Genomic DNA, 16,864 nt, shown 5'->3' with positions numbered 1-16,864 from the left:
CCCCTGTTCAATACAGAAATCATCTTCTTTGTGCATAACCCTTTTTTTATAATGTCCTTGACATAGGTATCAGTTTAATTAGAGCTTCCCTTTTTATGAGCTAATATCAAAATTTATTTTGCTACAGCCCCATTCTTATATTATTAAGCTTCTTTAGATAGCCTTTCTAAATCAGATATTATTACTTTTACTAAATCAAGTTTTCCTTTAGCGTAATCTTTATCATTTAACCAATCTATTCCAAGCTCTAATGCCTTTTCAGTTTCCTTATATTCATTTAATAAAGTTTTAACTAAATCTTCTCTCATAATTACTTCTCTCCTTTATAACAAATACTATTCAACAGTAACTGATTTTGCTAAGTTACGTGGCTTATCTACGTCACAACCCTTTTGCTTAGCCATATAGTATGATATTAATTGAAGTGGAACTACTGATAATACTGGAGTTAATAATGAATTTGTATTTGGGATATAAATTACATCATCACAAACCTCCTTAGCATCTTCGTCCCCTTCATTTGCTATTGCTAGAACTCTTGCCCCTCTTGTAACTACTTCTCTGATGTTACTTATCATTTTGTCTCTTAATCTATCTTCTGTTAATAATGCTATTATTGGAGTTCCATTTTCTATTAGAGCTATTGGACCATGCTTTAATTCTCCACCTGCATATGCTTCTGAATGAATATATGATATTTCTTTAAGCTTTAAAGAACCTTCTAAAGCAACAGCATAATCTAATCCTCTTCCTAAGAAGAAAAGATCTTTATCCATATAGTTTTTAGATGCAAACTTTTGTAATTCATCTTTCTTAACTAATATTTCATTTACCTTTTCTGGTAAATTCATTAATTCTTCTTTAAGATTTTCTGCTGTTTCATTACCAATTGTACCCTTAACTTCTCCAAAGTATATTCCTAAAATATACATTGCTATTAATTGTGTTTCATAAGCCTTTGTTGAAGCAACTGCTATTTCTGGACCCGCCCAAGTATAAAGTACATGATGTGCTTCTCTTGAAGCTGAACTTCCAACAACATTTGTTATAGCTAAAACTTTTGCTCCTATTCTTTTTGCATCTCTTAAAACTGCTAAAGTATCAGCAGTTTCTCCTGATTGGCTAACAACTATTAATAATGACTTTTCTGTTATTAATGGATCTCTATATCTAAATTCTGAAGCTATATCAACCTCAACTGGTATTTTAGCTAACTTTTCTATTATAGTTTTTCCAACTAATCCTGCATGATAAGCTGTTCCACAAGCAACTATAAATACTCTATCAAAAGATTCTAATTCTTCTTTAGTGATATTTATATTATCTAATTTAACTTTTGAATCCTTTAAAACTCTTGAAGTTAAAGTATCTTTTATTGCCTTTGGCTGCTCATGAATTTCTTTTAACATGAAATCTTCATATCCACCCTTTTCAGCAGCATCAACATCCCAAGTAACATGATATACTTCCTTATCTATAACTTCGCCATCTTCTGTCTTAATTTCTATTCCATCTCTAGTCATTACCACAAATTCTTTATCTTCTAATAAATAAACTTCTCTTGTATGATTAAGAACTGCTGGTATATCTGAAGCTATAAAGTATTCTTTTTCTCCAAGTCCAACTATTAATGGACTATCTTTTCTAACTGCAACTATTTTATCTGGCTCATTTTTACAAATAACACCTATTGCATAGCTTCCTTCCATTTTTGAAGTTGCCTTTACTACAGCTTCAAATAAATCACCTTTATAATAATAATCTACTAAGTTTGGAATAACTTCTGTATCAGTTTCTGAATAAAACTCATATCCCTTTGTCTTAAGCCATTCCTTTAACTTCATATAATTTTCTATAATTCCATTATGAACAACACTTATTGTTGCATTTCCATTTGTATGAGGATGTGAATTTATATCTGATGGCTCTCCATGAGTTGCCCATCTAGTGTGTCCTATTCCTATACTTCCTTTTAAAGGACTCTGCTTTAAATGATCATCTAAATTCTTTAAACGTCCTTTAAACTTTCTAACTTTAATTTCTCCATCTTCTAATACAGCTACTCCTGCTGAGTCATATCCCCTGTATTCAAGCTTTGATAATCCCTCAACTAATATTGGAGATGCTTCCTTATTTCCTACGAATCCAACTATTCCGCACATATTTATCTTCCTTCCTTTTCTTCAACTGTATTTTTAATTTTATTTCTAATAAAGAACTTATATTCCTTATTGAAGGTTTTAACACCAAGCTAATGTTGTCCTACAAATCACTTTGTAGTTTTATTAGCTGTTAACGGTAGTGTGCAATACCGTGGGGCACCCGCCGAAGTATCGATACTCCCCAACCTCGTCAACTCATTTGAGTTCTGGCGCTTTTATTTTTATTATCATTTTTCTCCTTTCTTTAAATATTTGATTTAATCTATACTCTATCTTATGCATATAAAATTAAAATCTACACTAATTCTAACACATTTTTCGTTAAAATCAACTATTTTTATTTAAATTTAATTGTTTTAAGCTATTTTATTAAATTAATTCTATATATCTTCTATTTTCTCTTGTTTACTCTTGTTAATAACTATACATGTAGATGTCTAGACATATTTACAATGGATAATTGATAATGGACAATTCATAATTATGTAAAAAGCTCATCTTAAGCTGAATTTTCATATCTATGCTTTAAGGTTGATTCTTTTATCAATTGTCTATTATCTAAAAAAGATGTAGTTACTTTTTCTTTTTATAAAAGTAACTACATCCTTTATTAATTTCATTTTTATTATAAATATATTATATTAAACTGCATTATGCATAGTAAACATGCTTATTAATTTTAATTTTTCTTTTCTAGATAATTGCTTTATTGCATATTCTCTTTTCATTGCATCTTTTTTATCTTCAAATTCTTCAAAATATACTATTTCTACTGGTAATCTAGCTTTTGTATATTTAGCTCCTTTTCCACTATTGTGAGCTTTAATCCTTTTTTCTAGAGAGGTTGTCCACCCTGTATATAAAGTGTTATCGCTACATTTTAATATATAAACGTAATTCATTTTATCACCTAGTCTAATCTTCATTATATTTTTAATAAGTAAATTATAACTCAATAAAAAGCTTTTATAAAAGTAATTTATAACTTAATAAAAAGGTTATCTTAAACTATACTTTTTAAGATAACCTTTTATTCAATATCTACTTTAATGCATTTTCTATTCTATTTCTCATTTCTTCTACTTTATCTTTAGCTAAATCTTTCTTTTCTCTTATTGCTGTATCATATTCGTTAAATAAATTTTCCATATCAGTTACAGTACTTTTTATGGAAGCATCTTCAACCGTATTCTTTAAATTTGTAAGTTTCCCTTTGAATTCACTGCTATATTTATCCCAATCTTCAGCTTTTATATTTTCTACTCCGCCCTCAACTTTTCCTTTAAATTCTGTGTATAAATTATTTACAGAAGTCCTACTCTCATTTACTGAGCCCCCTTGATTATTAGTACCATTAGTATTTGAATTTGTATTATCTGTCACTCCAGTACCATTTGTTCCATTCATTCCGTTTGTACCATCTGTTGTTCCTGTGCCTGCCTTATCTGTTACTCCTGTACCTGAATTGTTATTTGTTGATGGATTTCCTTCTGTAGCGTTTCCACACGCTGCTAATCCTAAACTACAAGTTATTAACATACCTATTAATAATTTTTTCATTTTAGTTCCTCCTTTTTTCACCATATATTTATTCTCCCTCTCTCATAACCACACAATTATTTTCTCTCTTAAACTTTAAATTATACTTATTAGGTAATCATCTTATTGATGATGCCCTCATAAGTTCAGAAAGCTTGCAGTTACCAAAATACAATATTCATTTCAATCTAAATTTATAGTAAAAAAAGGAGCTATCTTAAAAGACAGTTCCTCCTATAAAATTAAAAATTATTTATGTAATTTGACACAATCAATAAATCCATTAATTTATTTTAAATTGTTTAAATAATATTTTTGTTTTTAAAATAAATTTAAAATAACTCCACCTAACACAGTTAATGCATAAACTACATTCATCACAACAAAATTCTTTACTGCTAATACAAAAGTATCTTTTTTAGTTTGAAGTTTATTGAACTTATTTATATTTCCCTTTATAACTTTTAATACTAGTAATGTTACTATTGAAACTACCGGTAATATTCTAAGCAATACTCCAACTACTATAGCAATAAATCCAATATAATATAACCATTTAAATACCTTTAAGGCATTTTCTTTTCCAATATATATCGGAAGTGTATATCTTTTATTTACTATATCTTCATCTATATCACAAATATTATTTGCAAGCATTATATTAGAAATTCCAGTTATAGCTGGTAAACTTACAATAAATATGTATATCAACTCAAATATATTAAAGTTTATGCTTATGTTATTTAAATTGGTAAAGTTAATTGATAATATCTCTGAATCAAATATATGTATATAGATAGTTAAAAACGTTATTATAAATCCCATTGCAAGACCTGAAAATATTTCTCCAAATGGTGTCCTTGATATTGGTATTGGACCAAATGAATATGTAATTCCTATAACAAATGAAATTGCACCTATTAATAAAACTATTATATTAGTATTTTTAACTAGCAGTAACCCTAAAGCTGTTGCTAATATAAGCATAAAATAAATAGTTATCCTAACTACTCTTGGATTTAAATTATAACTAACTATAGCATTATGAGTTTCGTATCCATATCCTTCTTTTTTAACTGCTTTTGCATAATCCATATAATTATTAATCGCTGTAGTAGTCATATCAAATATTATCATTGATAAAAACATTATTATTGCATTTTTTATATTAAAATTATCATATCTGTATAAAGCATAAAAAGTTCCTAATAAAAATGGAATTACACTTGCTACTTTTGTTTGTATCTCTACTAATTTTAAAAAGCTACCTATTCTCAAAATTAATCTCTCCCTCTAAAAATATTATATTAACTATTTTATAACTTCTTTTAAAAATAAGAAAGTGAAAACATGTAAGTTCACCAATCTAATAAATTTGTTTAGAATTAGAATAAACTTATATATTTCCACCTAAAATTAAAAGAAAAAAGTAGAGAAATTCAAATTTATTAATTTTATAAATAAGTTCTAAAACATGAGATATAAGTTTTCTCTACTAGTTTACTTTCATTTATTTAATTTTTAATTTAAATATTTAATTTAAAAATGCTTGTGCCTCTATTTTAACTGATTCTTGACTTTCTTTATCTTCTTCATCATATTCTGAATGCTTATAAAAATAATCTGCCATTTGGAATCTCTTAACCCTAGAAATGCTTAATTCTTCAGCTAAATCATCTAAAAATCTTACTTCAGACATCTCATATTCAGCATCTGCTAATGCAACTCTAGTTAATTCAAAAAATACTATGTTTATTATTCTCTCTCCAGCATTCCTTATAACATTGATTGTTTCTTCATGGCTAACTTCTTCTAAATCAAAGTCCTCCATATTCATTTCTTTTAATGCTCTCTCAATTAATTCCTTCTCTTTTTCTTCTACTTTATCATCTACTAACGCAAATTCTACAAGTAAGTTGATATAGGCAGTACCTAACTCTTTGCTAAGTTCATCTAAAAACATACCCAATCCTCCTTTGTTTTTACTATATTAATTATAACATATATTAAATATGTATAGAATAAAGAGCCTTCTTACAATTAAAATTAAAGAGCTGCCTTATAGACAGCTCCTTTTAAAATATTCCTAATCCAACTTCTTAGTATCTATCCAACTCATCATTTCTCTTAATTCTTGACCAACTTTTTCAATTGGATGTTCTGCTTCCATTCTTCTTCTTGCATTAAACATAGGTCTTCCAACTTGATTTTCTAATAACCAATTCTTTGCAAATGTTCCATCTTGAATTTCAGATAACACCTTTTTCATTTCTTGCTTTGTTTCTTCAGTTACTATTCTATTCCCCACCATATAGTCACCATATTCAGCAGTATCTGATATAGAATATCTCATCATACTCATTCCACCTTGATATAGTAAATCTACAATTAGCTTCATTTCATGTAAACACTCAAAATATGCATTTTCAGGAGCATATCCTGCTTCTACTAAAGTTTCAAATCCTGCTTTTATAAGCGCTGTACAACCTCCACAAAGAACTGCTTGTTCTCCAAATAAATCTGTTTCTGTTTCATCCTTAAATGTAGTTTCTAATACTCCAGCTCTGGCTCCACCTATTCCATTTGAATAAGCTAAAGCTAAATCACGAGCATTTCCTGTTGGATTTTGATATACAGCTATTAAACATGGAACTCCTGATCCTTCTGTATATGTTCTTCTTACCATATGTCCTGGTCCCTTAGGAGCACACATAAATACATCTACATTTTCTGGCGGAACTATTTGTCCATAATGAATATTGAATCCATGTGCAAATACTAATGAATTTCCTGCTTCTAGGTATGGTGCTATTTCTGAATTATATACCTTTGCTTGTTTTTCATCTGGTAATAATATAACTACTACATCTGAAGCCTTTGCTGCTTCTGCAACTGTTGCTACATGTAATCCTGCTTTTTCAGCTCTTTCCCAAGACTTACTTCCTTCATAAAGTCCAACAACAACATCAATTCCACTTTCATGTAAGTTTAATGCATGAGCATGGCCTTGACTACCATATCCAATTATAGCAACCTTTTTCCCCTTTAATAATTCTAAATTTGTATCCTTTTCATAATACATTTTTGCCATTTTTCTAACCCCCTAATTATCTACATCTTCTTCACTTATTATTTCATTAATTGGTGCACCAGGTGCAACCATAGGAAATACTTTTTTATCATTATGAATTACATAATCTATTACTACTGGCCCTTTAAACTCTAAGGCTTCCCTTAAAGCTGGTTCTAGTTCTTCTTTTTCATAAACTCTAAAACCTCTTCCCCCAAAGGCCTGAGCTAATTTAACAAAATCAGTCGATCTATTTAAAGTTGTTGATGAATATCTTGCCTCATAGAAAAAGTTTTGCCATTGCCTTACCATTCCTAATGAATTATTATTAACTATTATTATAATTACAGGCAAATTATTCTTTACTGCTGTAACTAATTCATTACAATTCATTCCGAAGCTTCCATCTCCAGCTATATTAAAAACCTGCTTATTCTTTAGTGCAATTTGTGCACCAATTGATGCCCCTAATCCAAATCCCATAGTTCCAAGTCCACCTGAGGATATGAAACTTCTTGGATTCTTATATTTAAAATACTGAGCTGCCCACATTTGATGCTGACCAACTTCAGTAGCTATTACAAAACTTCCATCATCTAATTCACTAAGCTTCCTAAATAAAAACTCTGGAGTTAACTCTCCTGTAATAGAAGTATCTTTAACATTTAAATCTTTAAGTTCATTCATTTGATTTAACCATTCTTCATTTTTCTTTTCTTTTAGTAATGGAATTAACCTTTGAAGAACAACCTTTAAATCCCCAACTATAAATGAATCCACTTTGATATTTTTATTAATTTCTGCTGGATCTACATCTATATGAACTACCTTTGCATTCTTTATATTTTTTTGATTATTAATGACTCTATCACTAAATCTTGCTCCTAAATTTATTAATAGATCACATTTAGTAGCTAATATATTTGAAGCTTTAGTTCCATGCATTCCTATCATCCCTGTATATAATGGATGATTATAAGGAAATGCTGAAATTGCCATAAGCGAAGTCGCTATTGGTGAATTTATTTTTTCAACAAATCCCTTTAGCTCTTCAAAAGCTTCTGATGCTACTATTCCACCCCCTGCATATACAAAAGGATTTTCAGCCTCATTTATTAATGCGGCTACTTCTTCTAAAGCTTCATCCGTTATATGCTTTGTTTTTCTTTCTACTTCCTTTGGAATTATAGGTTCATATTTTGCTTTAGCTGACGTAATATCCTTAGGTATATCTATTAGTACTGGTCCTGGTCTACCTTCTTTAGCTATATAAAAAGCTTCCCTTATAATTCCTTGTAAATCATTCACATCTTTAACTATATAATTATGCTTTGTTATCGGCATAGTTATTCCAGTTATATCAACTTCCTGAAAGCTATCTTTTCCAAGAAGTTGCTTTGTAACATTTCCCGTTATTGCAACCATTGGTATAGAATCCATATAAGCAGTTGCTATCCCAGTCACAAGATTAGTTGCCCCAGGTCCAGAAGTTGCTAAACATACACCAACCTTTCCAGTTGCCCTAGCATACCCATCTGCCGCATGTGCTGCCCCTTGCTCATGCGCTGTTAATATATGATTTATCTTATCCCTATACTTATATAACTCATCATATATATTAAGAACAGCACCACCAGGATATCCAAAAATAGTATCAACACCCTCATCCAAGAGAGATTTAATCAATATTTCAGCCCCTGTTAAAAACATAAATAACCCCCTTATTTCAATGGATAATGGATAATTGTCAACTGTCAATTATCCATTGCCAATTATCCATTACTCCAGTATTGCTCCTTTGCTAGCCGAGCTCACCAACTTAGCGTACCTTGCTAAGTAGCCTTCTTTTACTTTTGGCTCTAATAATGTTTTATTTTTTCTTCTTTTTTCTAAAACTTCATCGTCTACTAAAAGCTCTAGTTTACCATTTGGTATATCTATTGAAATTATATCTCCTTCTTCAACTAATGCTATTGTTCCTCCTTCTGCTGCTTCTGGAGAAACGTGCCCTATTGCAGCTCCTTTTGTTGCTCCACTAAATCTTCCATCTGTTATTAATGCTACATATTTATCTAATCCCATTCCTGCTATTGCTGATGTTGGAGATAGCATTTCTCTCATTCCTGGACCACCCTTAGGCCCTTCATATCTTATTACTACTACATCACCTTTTATAATTTTTTTAGAAATAATTGCTTCTATTGCTTCTTCCTCAGAATCAAATACTCTTGCAGGTCCCTTATGTGTTAACATTTCTTCTAGAACTGCTGATTTTTTTACTACTGCTCCATCTTTTGCTAAGTTTCCTCTTAATACTTGGATTCCACCTGTAGTGCTATATGGATTGTCTATATTTCTTATTACATTATTATCATTTACTACTACATCTTTTAGGTTTTCTTTATGAGTTTTAGAAGTTGCTGTTATGCAATCCAAATCTAATAAATCCTTCTTTGAAAGTTCCTTCATAACAGCTTGTATTCCACCAGCCCAATATAAATCTTCTATATGAGTATCAGATGCTGGTGCCAACTTACAAAGGTTTGGAGTTTTTGAAGATACTTCGTTGATAATATCTAAATTCATTTCAACCTTTGCTTCATTTGCAATTGCAGTTAAATGAAGTACACTATTTGTTGAGCATCCTAAAGCCATATCAACTGTCAATGCATTCTTTATAGACTTTTCATTAACTATATCTCTTGGCTTTATATCTTTTTCTAATAAATCCATTATTCTCATCCCTGCATATTTAGCAAGTCTTATTCTTTCTGAATATACTGCTGGTATGGTTCCATTACCAGGCAATGCTAGCCCTAAAACCTCTGCCAAACAATTCATTGAATTTGCAGTAAACATTCCTGAACATGACCCACATGTTGGGCATGCCTTATTTTCTAGTTCACACAAATCTCCTTCTAACATAGTCCCATTTTCATAAGCGCCAACTGCTTCAAACATAGTTGAAAGTGATACTTCCTTATCCTTAAATTTTCCTGCAAGCATTGGTCCTCCACTCACAACAATTGCTGGAATGTTTAATCTTAATGCTGCCATCATCATACCTGGAACAATTTTATCGCAATTTGGTATTAAAACTAAAGCATCAAATCCATGAGCCTTAACCATGCACTCAATAGTATCTGCTATAAGTTCTCTTGTAACTAAGGAATACTTCATTCCTTCATGTCCCATTGCAATACCATCACATACTCCTATAGTTGGAAATACCAAAGGTGTTCCCCCAGATAGCAGTACGCCTTTTTTAACTGCTTCAACTATTTTATCTAAATTTATATGACCTGGAATTATATCATTTTGTGAAGTTACAACTCCAATTAACGGCCTATTTATTTCTTCATCTGTAAGACCTGTAGCCTTTAGTAATGATCTATGAGGAGCCCTTGATGGTCCCTTTTTAACTACATCGCTTCTCAAATAACTCACCTCTTTTATCCCAATATTTTTTGTATAACTAACTCTCCAATCTCTTTAGTTCCAACTAGCTTCATTCCTTCACTCATTATGTCACCTGTTCTATATCCATCTTCTAGCACTTTTACAACAGATTCTTCTATAAGATTAGCTTCTTTTTCTAAATTAAAGCTAAATCTTAGCATCATTGCTGCTGAAAGTATTGTTGCCAGCGGATTGGCTATTCCCTTCCCTGCAATATCTGGTGCACTTCCATGTATCGGCTCATACATTCCAAGAGTGCCTTCTCCTAATGAAGCTGAAGGTAACATTCCTATAGAACCAGTTATCATACTAGCTTCATCAGATAAAATATCTCCAAACATATTAGATGTCACTATTACATCAAACTGTCTTGGATCCCTAACTAATTGCATAGCTGCATTATCAACATACATATGATTTACTTCTACATCTGGATAATCCTTAGCTACTTCTTCTATAACACTTCTCCATAGCCTTGAAGTTTCTAAAATATTTGCCTTATCAACACTAGTAAGTTTTTTCTTTCTCTTCATTGCTGTATCAAATGCTATTTTAGCTATTCTTCTTACTTCATTTACATTGTATCTTTCAGTATCATAAGCTCCAGATACTCCATTTAGCTCTTCTCTTCCTCTTTCACCAAAATATATTCCACCAGTCAATTCTCTAACTACGCATATATCAATTCCATCACCTATAATGCTATCTTTAAGTGGAGATGCATCCTTAAGAGATTCATATAATAAAGCTGGTCTTAAATTACAATATAAATTCATTCCACCTCTAAGCCCAAGTAATGCTTGCTCTGGTCTAATTTTTGCATTTGGATTATCCCACTTAGGTCCTCCAACTGCACCAAGTAATACAGCATCAGCCTTCTTGCATGCTTCCAAAGTTTCATCTGGAAGAGGTGTTCCTTTTTTATCTATTGCACATCCCCCAGCTAATAAATATTCATATTCAAACACATGATTAAACTTATCCCCAACACAATTTAAAATATTCACAGTTTGTTCCACAACTTCTGGACCAATTCCATCCCCTGGTATAACCGCTATCTTATAATTCATATTAAAAAGCCCCCCTTATTAATTGATAATTGACAATAGACAATTGTAGATATAATTCAGCTTCGCTGAATTATTAAATTTTATAAACTCCGCAGGAGTTTATTCATTAACTATCCATTGTCCTTTCTCCATTATCCATTGATTATGAATTGTTCTTAATATAGTTTACTAGTCCATTGCTATTTATTATCTTCTGCATAAACTCTGGAAATGGTTCTCCTTGGTATTCTTGATTTTTTGATTTGTTTTTGATTACTCCTGTAGTAAAATCTATTTCGAGTTCGTCTCCTGCTTCTATTGATTTAACCGCTTCTTCACATTCTATTATTGGCAATCCTATATTTATTGCATTTCTATAGAATATCCTTGCAAATGTTGATGCTATTACACAGCTTACTCCACTTTCTTTTATTGCTATTGGAGCATGCTCTCTTGATGATCCACATCCAAAATTCTTATTTGCAACGATTATATCTCCCTTTTCAACCTTCTTCGTAAAATCAGAATCTATGTCTTCCATACAATGCATTGCTAATTCTTTAGGATCCGATGTATTCAAATATCTTGCAGGAATTATCACATCCGTATCTACATTGTCACCATATTTAAAGACCTTTCCACTTGCTTTCATTTACATAACCCCCTTGTTTAAATTGACAATTGAAAATTGACAATTGACAATGGAAAATTGATAATTGTTTTAATAATTCAGCTTTGCTGAATTATTAAAACAACTAAAATTCTCTAACTCAGCTTGCCTGAATTATTTCCTAAATTGTCCATTATCCCTTATCAATTATTAATTATATTGTTCATTATCCATTATCCATTGTTCTCTACTTCTTCCGGGCTTGTTATCTTCCCAGTCAATGCTGATGCTGCTGCTACTGCTGGACTTGCTAGGTAAACTTCTGACTCAACATGCCCCATTCTTCCTACGAAGTTCCTGTTTGTTGTTGATATTGCTCTTTCACCTTTTGCAAGTATCCCCATATGCCCACCTAGGCATGGACCACAAGTTGGTGTTGATACTACTGCTCCAGCTTCTACTAGATCTTTTATTATTCCTTCTTCTAAAGCTTGAAGGTAAATCTTTTGAGTTCCTGGGAATACAATACATCTAACTCCCTTTTTAACTTTTTTATTCTTTAATATATCTCTTGCAACTCTTAGGTCTGAAATTCTTCCATTTGTGCAAGATCCTATAACAACTTGATCTACAGCTACTTCTCCAACTTCATCTATAGTTCTTGTGTTATCAGGTAAATGTGGAAATGCTACTGTAGGTCTTAATGTACTTAAATCTATTTCATAAACTTCATCATATTCAGCATCCTCATCTGCTTCATATACCTTCCATTCTCTTTGTGCATGATCCATTAAGTATTTAATAGTTATATCATCAACTTTGAATATTCCATTTTTTCCACCTGCTTCAATAGCCATGTTAGCCATTGTAAATCTATCATCTATTGATAAGTATTTTAATCCATCCCCTACAAATTCCATGGATTTATATAATGCACCATCAACACCTATCATCCCAATTATATGAAGTATTACATCTTTTCCACTAACCCATTTTGATGGCTTATTTTTTAAAACAAACTTTATTGCTGAAGGAACTTTAAACCAACACTTACCTGTAGCCATACCAGCAGCCATATCTGTTGATCCTATTCCTGTTGAGAATGCTCCTAATGCCCCATATGTGCAAGTATGTGAATCTGCCCCAATTACAACATCCCCTGCAATTGCTAAACCTTTTTCTGGTATTAAGCAATGCTCTATTCCCATTTCTCCGACTTCAAAAAAGTTAGTGATTTCTTTTTCTCTTGCAAACTCTCTAATAAATTTACATTGCTCTGCTGCTTTTATATCCTTATTAGGTGTAAAGTGATCTGGTACTATAGCTATTTTATCTTTATTAAATACCTTATCTAAGTTTAGTTTATTAAACTCTTTTACTGCAACTGGCGATGTAATATCATTACCTAATACTAAATCTAAGTTTGCTTCAATTAGTTGACCTGCCTTTACACTTTCTAGTCCTGCATGAGCTGCTAGAATCTTTTGAGTCATAGTCATTCCCATATTTTTAATCCCCCTTTTTAAAAATACATTCTTACTGTTTTTTCTATATCTTTTATTAATTTATACTCTAATGAATCAACTAAAGCTATCCAACTGGCCTGCACAACATCTCTTGATACCCCAACAGTGCTCCAATTTTCTACTCCATCTGTTGATTCTATAAGAACTCTTACCTTTGCTCCTGTTGCAGTTTCTGAATCTAAAACTCTAACCTTATAATCTACTAATCTTACTTCTTTTAATTGTGGATAAAAACATTCAAGAGCTTCTCTTAATGCTTTATCCAATGCATTCACAGGACCATCACCTTCAGATGCAGTCATTTTATTCTTACCATCAACTGTTATATTAATTAATGCTGTTGAAGTAAAATCTTTATTATTCCATGGCTGTTCTCCTATTGTTTTAAAATGATTAAGTTTGAAAAAAGGTTTATACTTTCCTATTGTTTTTCTTATTAAGAGTTCTACTGTCCCTTCTGCTCCTTCAAACTTATAGCCTTCATATTCCAATTCCTTTAGCCTATTAGTTATCTTTTCTACTTCTTCACTTTCTCTTGTTATACTTGGGAAAATCTTTTGTATTTCTTTTAGAATTGTACTTTTACCGCTTACTTCTGATACTAAAAATCTTCTATCATTTCCTATAAGCTCTGGTTTTATATGCTCATATGATTTTGATGATTTAAACACTGCATCTATATGCATTCCACCCTTATGTGCAAAAGCTGATGCCCCTATATATGGCATATTATCTAATAAATTTATATTTGAAATTTCTGAAATGAACCTTGCTGTCTTTGTTAAGTTTGATAATCTTTCTTTTGGTATAGCTTCATAACCCATCCTTAATTGCAATGTTGGTATAATAGCTGATAAATTAGCATTTCCACACCTTTCTCCAACACCTATAAATGTCCCCTGAACATGGCATATCCCTTCTTCTACAGCCATTATTGAATTTGATATAGCCATTCCAATATCATTATGACAATGAATTCCTACTCTTCCGCCTATTGATTCCATTACGCTCTTTGATATATCTTTAATTTCAGATGGAAGTGTTCCTCCATTTGTATCGCATAATACTATTACATCAGCTCCAGCTTCCTTTGCTGCGTTTATAGTTTCCATAGCATATGTCTTATTTTCTTTATATCCATCAAAGAAATGTTCTGCATCAAATATGACTTCTTTATTTTTATCTTTTATATATCTAACTGAATCAGTTATCATATTTATATTTTCATCTAGTGATGTTTTCAATATTTCTTTAACTTGAAAATCCCATGCCTTACCGAAGATAACAATAACATCTGTTTCTGCTTTTATTAAACTTTTAATATTAATATCTTCTTCAACCGTAATGTTAGCTTTTCTCGTTGCCCCAAACGCAGCTAACTTAGAATTCTTTAAATTAATATTTTTCATCCTTTTAAAAAATTCCATATCCTTTGGATTTGATCCAGGATTCCCTGCCTCTATATAAGATACCCCCATTTCATCTAAAGCCATAGCAACCTTGATTTTATCCTCAAGAGAAAATGAAATATCTTCACCCTGTGCCCCATCCCTTAAAGTCGAATCAAATATTTCTATTCGTCTATTGCTCATTGCTAAAACACCCCCAAGAGTAATTTACAATTGATAGTGGATAATTATCAATTGTCAATTTTCCATTATCCATTAAATTGTCCATTGTCAATTATCAATTGTCCATTAATTAAAATATTCCCCATACTCTGTTATATCTTTGTCTCCTCTTTCCAATGCTGTTATTCCTGTTCTTACTATTTCTACTATTCCGTAGTCTTCCATAAGCTCTATTAATGCATTTATTTTGCTATCATCACCAGTTAATTCTATTGTTACTGTATTGTGAGCAACGTCTATTATCTTGCTTCTAAATATTTTTACTACTTCGTTTATTGCCCCTCTTTTTTCTGGTGAAGCCTGTACTTTAATTAAAACCAGCTCTCTATATACTGAAAATTCTGACTTTAATTCATGCACTCTTAGAACATCCTCTAGCTTATTGAGTTGTTTTGTAAATTGCTCTAGTACATCTTCATTCCCCATTAATACAATTGTCATTCTAGATATTTCAGGATTTTCTGTTCTCCCAACAGTTAAACTATCAATGTTAAATCCTCGTCTTGCAAATAATCCTGAAACTCTAGTTAATACCCCAGATGAATTGCGTACTAGTACAGATAATACATGCCTTTCCAAATTTTTAGCCCCCTTTATTAAAAAACTGTGTAAAAAAACCACCCTTATGATATGACTCAATATGGTGGTAATAAACATTCCGCCTTAAATTATACTATCACTAGGTTCTATCAAACCCTTGCCTTTAACGGTGCTTACCGGTAGTCGCTTACTCATACCCCCATGTACTTTCTGGACACTGCTCTGGAGTGATATTCATTTAGTAAAGTATCCATTCACACCTACCATGGACTCTCTGTAACTTTATTTTCTAAACAAAAGTCTCCGTCTTTGCATTTATAAAACTTATAAGGACATATTAAATTTTGTTATTGCTAAAATTCTACTCCTCATTTCTTCCAGTGTCAATCACAAATTCAAAACTTTACCAAATTGCTTTTTGAATACTTTTTCACAATACTAATAATTACCATTTTATTAATTAATATCCTTTATTACTGATAAACAACTAATTATTTTTCTATTATCATATTTTTGTTCCATTAAAATATACATTTTTTTATCAATTTAATTTACAGCTTAAATCTAGGATTCTTATTTATTAATCATCCTATTTACATTTTTTATAATAATAGTAAAATATTATATAATAACCTATATTTTCTATATTAATCATTAATATCAATGCTAAATAAAATAAAAAACAAATGTAGTAATAATATTTCTATGACCAATATTATATAAAAATATTTATTAATCAACCGATTTTAAAACATATTACTTATATATAATTTCATATTCTAAATTAAATTTAGTTCAGAAGATACTAAAATATTTAAATTGAGAGGGATGTTTTTTATGTGCGGATTTCCACCATAGTAAATATTACTAACAATACTGATACAACTATTAATGATATTTCCTTTAATTATGAAGGAAGTATGTCAGAAGATGTAGTTATTCCTACATTAAAACCTAGACAAAATAAACAGACAGGGATTTCTACTATCAATCTAAAGAATCATACTGATATTATGATGTATAATAAAACAAATGAAGAGAATTTCTCATATGCATTAAAACCTGATGCAATTAACCCAGATGTTGCTGTTAAATATTCAGGAGTACTTCATATAAGAATAAACGATGTAAAAGATAATGGGGAGTTACAATTATCAGTCACAATAGAAGAATAGACATAGAAATCAAGGGGCTCGCGAAATAAACTGATACCTATGTCAAGGACATTATAAAAAAAGGGTTATGCACAAAGAAGATGATTTCTGTATTGAACAGGGG

General features: G+C 30.9%; 15 protein-coding genes. 1 reads left to right on the top strand and 14 read right to left on the bottom strand.

The window, feature by feature from the left end:
• Positions 1-143 precede the first annotated feature (143 nt).
• From I2A75_RS17430 to ilvN, 14 genes are all read right to left on the bottom strand, one after another.
• A complete protein-coding gene (locus tag I2A75_RS17430; RefSeq protein WP_195266875.1) occupies positions 144-308 on the bottom strand; it encodes a hypothetical protein in 165 nt (54 codons plus the stop codon).
• A gap of 27 nt (positions 309-335) precedes the next feature.
• Entirely contained in the window at positions 336-2,162 is a 1,827-nt protein-coding gene (gene glmS / locus I2A75_RS17425; RefSeq protein ID WP_195266874.1) for a glutamine--fructose-6-phosphate transaminase (isomerizing), read from the bottom strand.
• A 641-nt stretch (positions 2,163-2,803) separates the two neighbouring features.
• Entirely contained in the window at positions 2,804-3,064 is a 261-nt protein-coding gene (locus I2A75_RS17420; protein WP_195266873.1) for a GIY-YIG nuclease family protein, read from the bottom strand.
• 139 nt (positions 3,065-3,203) lie between these two features.
• The gene (locus I2A75_RS17415; RefSeq protein ID WP_195266872.1) at positions 3,204-3,722 is read right to left on the bottom strand and encodes a hypothetical protein; all 519 of its coding nucleotides are present in this window, start codon (positions 3,720-3,722) and stop codon (positions 3,204-3,206) included.
• Positions 3,723-4,022: 300 nt separating this feature from the next.
• On the bottom strand, positions 4,023-4,979 hold the full coding sequence (gene menA, locus I2A75_RS17410) for a 1,4-dihydroxy-2-naphthoate polyprenyltransferase (protein WP_195266871.1): 957 nt from the start codon (positions 4,977-4,979) through the stop codon (positions 4,023-4,025).
• 256 nt (positions 4,980-5,235) lie between these two features.
• Positions 5,236-5,664 carry a hypothetical protein gene (locus I2A75_RS17405; RefSeq protein ID WP_195266870.1) on the bottom strand — a complete coding sequence of 143 codons (429 nt, stop codon included), beginning with the start codon at positions 5,662-5,664 and terminating at the stop codon, positions 5,236-5,238.
• A 123-nt stretch (positions 5,665-5,787) separates the two neighbouring features.
• Complete coding sequence (gene ilvC / locus I2A75_RS17400; protein ID WP_195266869.1) at positions 5,788-6,792, bottom strand: ketol-acid reductoisomerase; 1,005 nt, start codon at positions 6,790-6,792, stop codon at positions 5,788-5,790.
• Between the two features lie 12 nt (positions 6,793-6,804).
• On the bottom strand, positions 6,805-8,481 hold the full coding sequence (gene ilvB / locus I2A75_RS17395; RefSeq protein ID WP_195266868.1) for a biosynthetic-type acetolactate synthase large subunit: 1,677 nt from the start codon (positions 8,479-8,481) through the stop codon (positions 6,805-6,807).
• 69 nt (positions 8,482-8,550) lie between these two features.
• Positions 8,551-10,209 (bottom strand): dihydroxy-acid dehydratase, encoded by a 1,659-nt coding sequence (gene ilvD / locus I2A75_RS17390; RefSeq protein ID WP_195266867.1) that lies wholly within the window; start codon positions 10,207-10,209, stop codon positions 8,551-8,553.
• 14 nt (positions 10,210-10,223) lie between these two features.
• Complete coding sequence (gene leuB, locus I2A75_RS17385) at positions 10,224-11,300, bottom strand: 3-isopropylmalate dehydrogenase (protein ID WP_195266866.1); 1,077 nt, start codon at positions 11,298-11,300, stop codon at positions 10,224-10,226.
• Between the two features lie 142 nt (positions 11,301-11,442).
• Positions 11,443-11,931, bottom strand: a complete 489-nt coding sequence (gene leuD, locus I2A75_RS17380) for a 3-isopropylmalate dehydratase small subunit (RefSeq protein ID WP_195266865.1) — start codon at positions 11,929-11,931, stop codon at positions 11,443-11,445.
• 191 nt (positions 11,932-12,122) lie between these two features.
• Positions 12,123-13,394, bottom strand: coding sequence for a 3-isopropylmalate dehydratase large subunit (gene leuC / locus I2A75_RS17375; protein WP_195266864.1), 1,272 nt, complete (start codon positions 13,392-13,394; stop codon positions 12,123-12,125).
• 17 nt (positions 13,395-13,411) lie between these two features.
• On the bottom strand, positions 13,412-15,007 hold the full coding sequence (gene cimA, locus I2A75_RS17370) for a citramalate synthase (protein ID WP_195266863.1): 1,596 nt from the start codon (positions 15,005-15,007) through the stop codon (positions 13,412-13,414).
• A 105-nt stretch (positions 15,008-15,112) separates the two neighbouring features.
• Positions 15,113-15,625 (bottom strand): acetolactate synthase small subunit, encoded by a 513-nt coding sequence (gene ilvN / locus I2A75_RS17365; RefSeq protein WP_195266862.1) that lies wholly within the window; start codon positions 15,623-15,625, stop codon positions 15,113-15,115.
• 800 nt (positions 15,626-16,425) lie between these two features.
• On the opposite strand from ilvN, the gene I2A75_RS17360 reads away from it, so the two are divergent.
• Positions 16,426-16,761 (top strand): hypothetical protein, encoded by a 336-nt coding sequence (locus I2A75_RS17360; RefSeq protein ID WP_195266861.1) that lies wholly within the window; start codon positions 16,426-16,428, stop codon positions 16,759-16,761.
• Positions 16,762-16,864 lie beyond the last annotated feature (103 nt).

Origin of the sequence: Clostridium sp. 1001275B_160808_H3 (genome assembly GCF_015550425.1) — a bacterium.
Classification (GTDB): Bacteria; Bacillota; Clostridia; order Clostridiales; family Clostridiaceae; genus Clostridium.
The sequence above is the reverse complement of the archived record's forward strand: the minus strand, read 5'-3'. Positions and strand labels throughout refer to the sequence as shown.

What these genes read in the sequence shown, in the direction of transcription:
- I2A75_RS17430 (WP_195266875.1), bottom strand. Translation starts at nt 308, where the DNA reads ATGAGAGAAGATTTAGTTAAAACTTTATTAAATGAATATAAGGAAACT.
- glmS (WP_195266874.1), bottom strand. Translation starts at nt 2,162, where the DNA reads ATGTGCGGAATAGTTGGATTCGTAGGAAATAAGGAAGCATCTCCAATA.
- I2A75_RS17420 (WP_195266873.1), bottom strand. Translation starts at nt 3,064, where the DNA reads ATGAATTACGTTTATATATTAAAATGTAGCGATAACACTTTATATACA.
- I2A75_RS17415 (WP_195266872.1), bottom strand. Translation starts at nt 3,722, where the DNA reads ATGAAAAAATTATTAATAGGTATGTTAATAACTTGTAGTTTAGGATTA.
- I2A75_RS17405 (WP_195266870.1), bottom strand. Translation starts at nt 5,664, where the DNA reads ATGTTTTTAGATGAACTTAGCAAAGAGTTAGGTACTGCCTATATCAAC.
- ilvC (WP_195266869.1), bottom strand. Translation starts at nt 6,792, where the DNA reads ATGGCAAAAATGTATTATGAAAAGGATACAAATTTAGAATTATTAAAG.
- ilvB (WP_195266868.1), bottom strand. Translation starts at nt 8,481, where the DNA reads ATGTTTTTAACAGGGGCTGAAATATTGATTAAATCTCTCTTGGATGAG.
- leuB (WP_195266866.1), bottom strand. Translation starts at nt 11,300, where the DNA reads ATGAATTATAAGATAGCGGTTATACCAGGGGATGGAATTGGTCCAGAA.
- leuD (WP_195266865.1), bottom strand. Translation starts at nt 11,931, where the DNA reads ATGAAAGCAAGTGGAAAGGTCTTTAAATATGGTGACAATGTAGATACG.
- leuC (WP_195266864.1), bottom strand. Translation starts at nt 13,394, where the DNA reads ATGGGAATGACTATGACTCAAAAGATTCTAGCAGCTCATGCAGGACTA.
- cimA (WP_195266863.1), bottom strand. Translation starts at nt 15,007, where the DNA reads ATGAGCAATAGACGAATAGAAATATTTGATTCGACTTTAAGGGATGGG.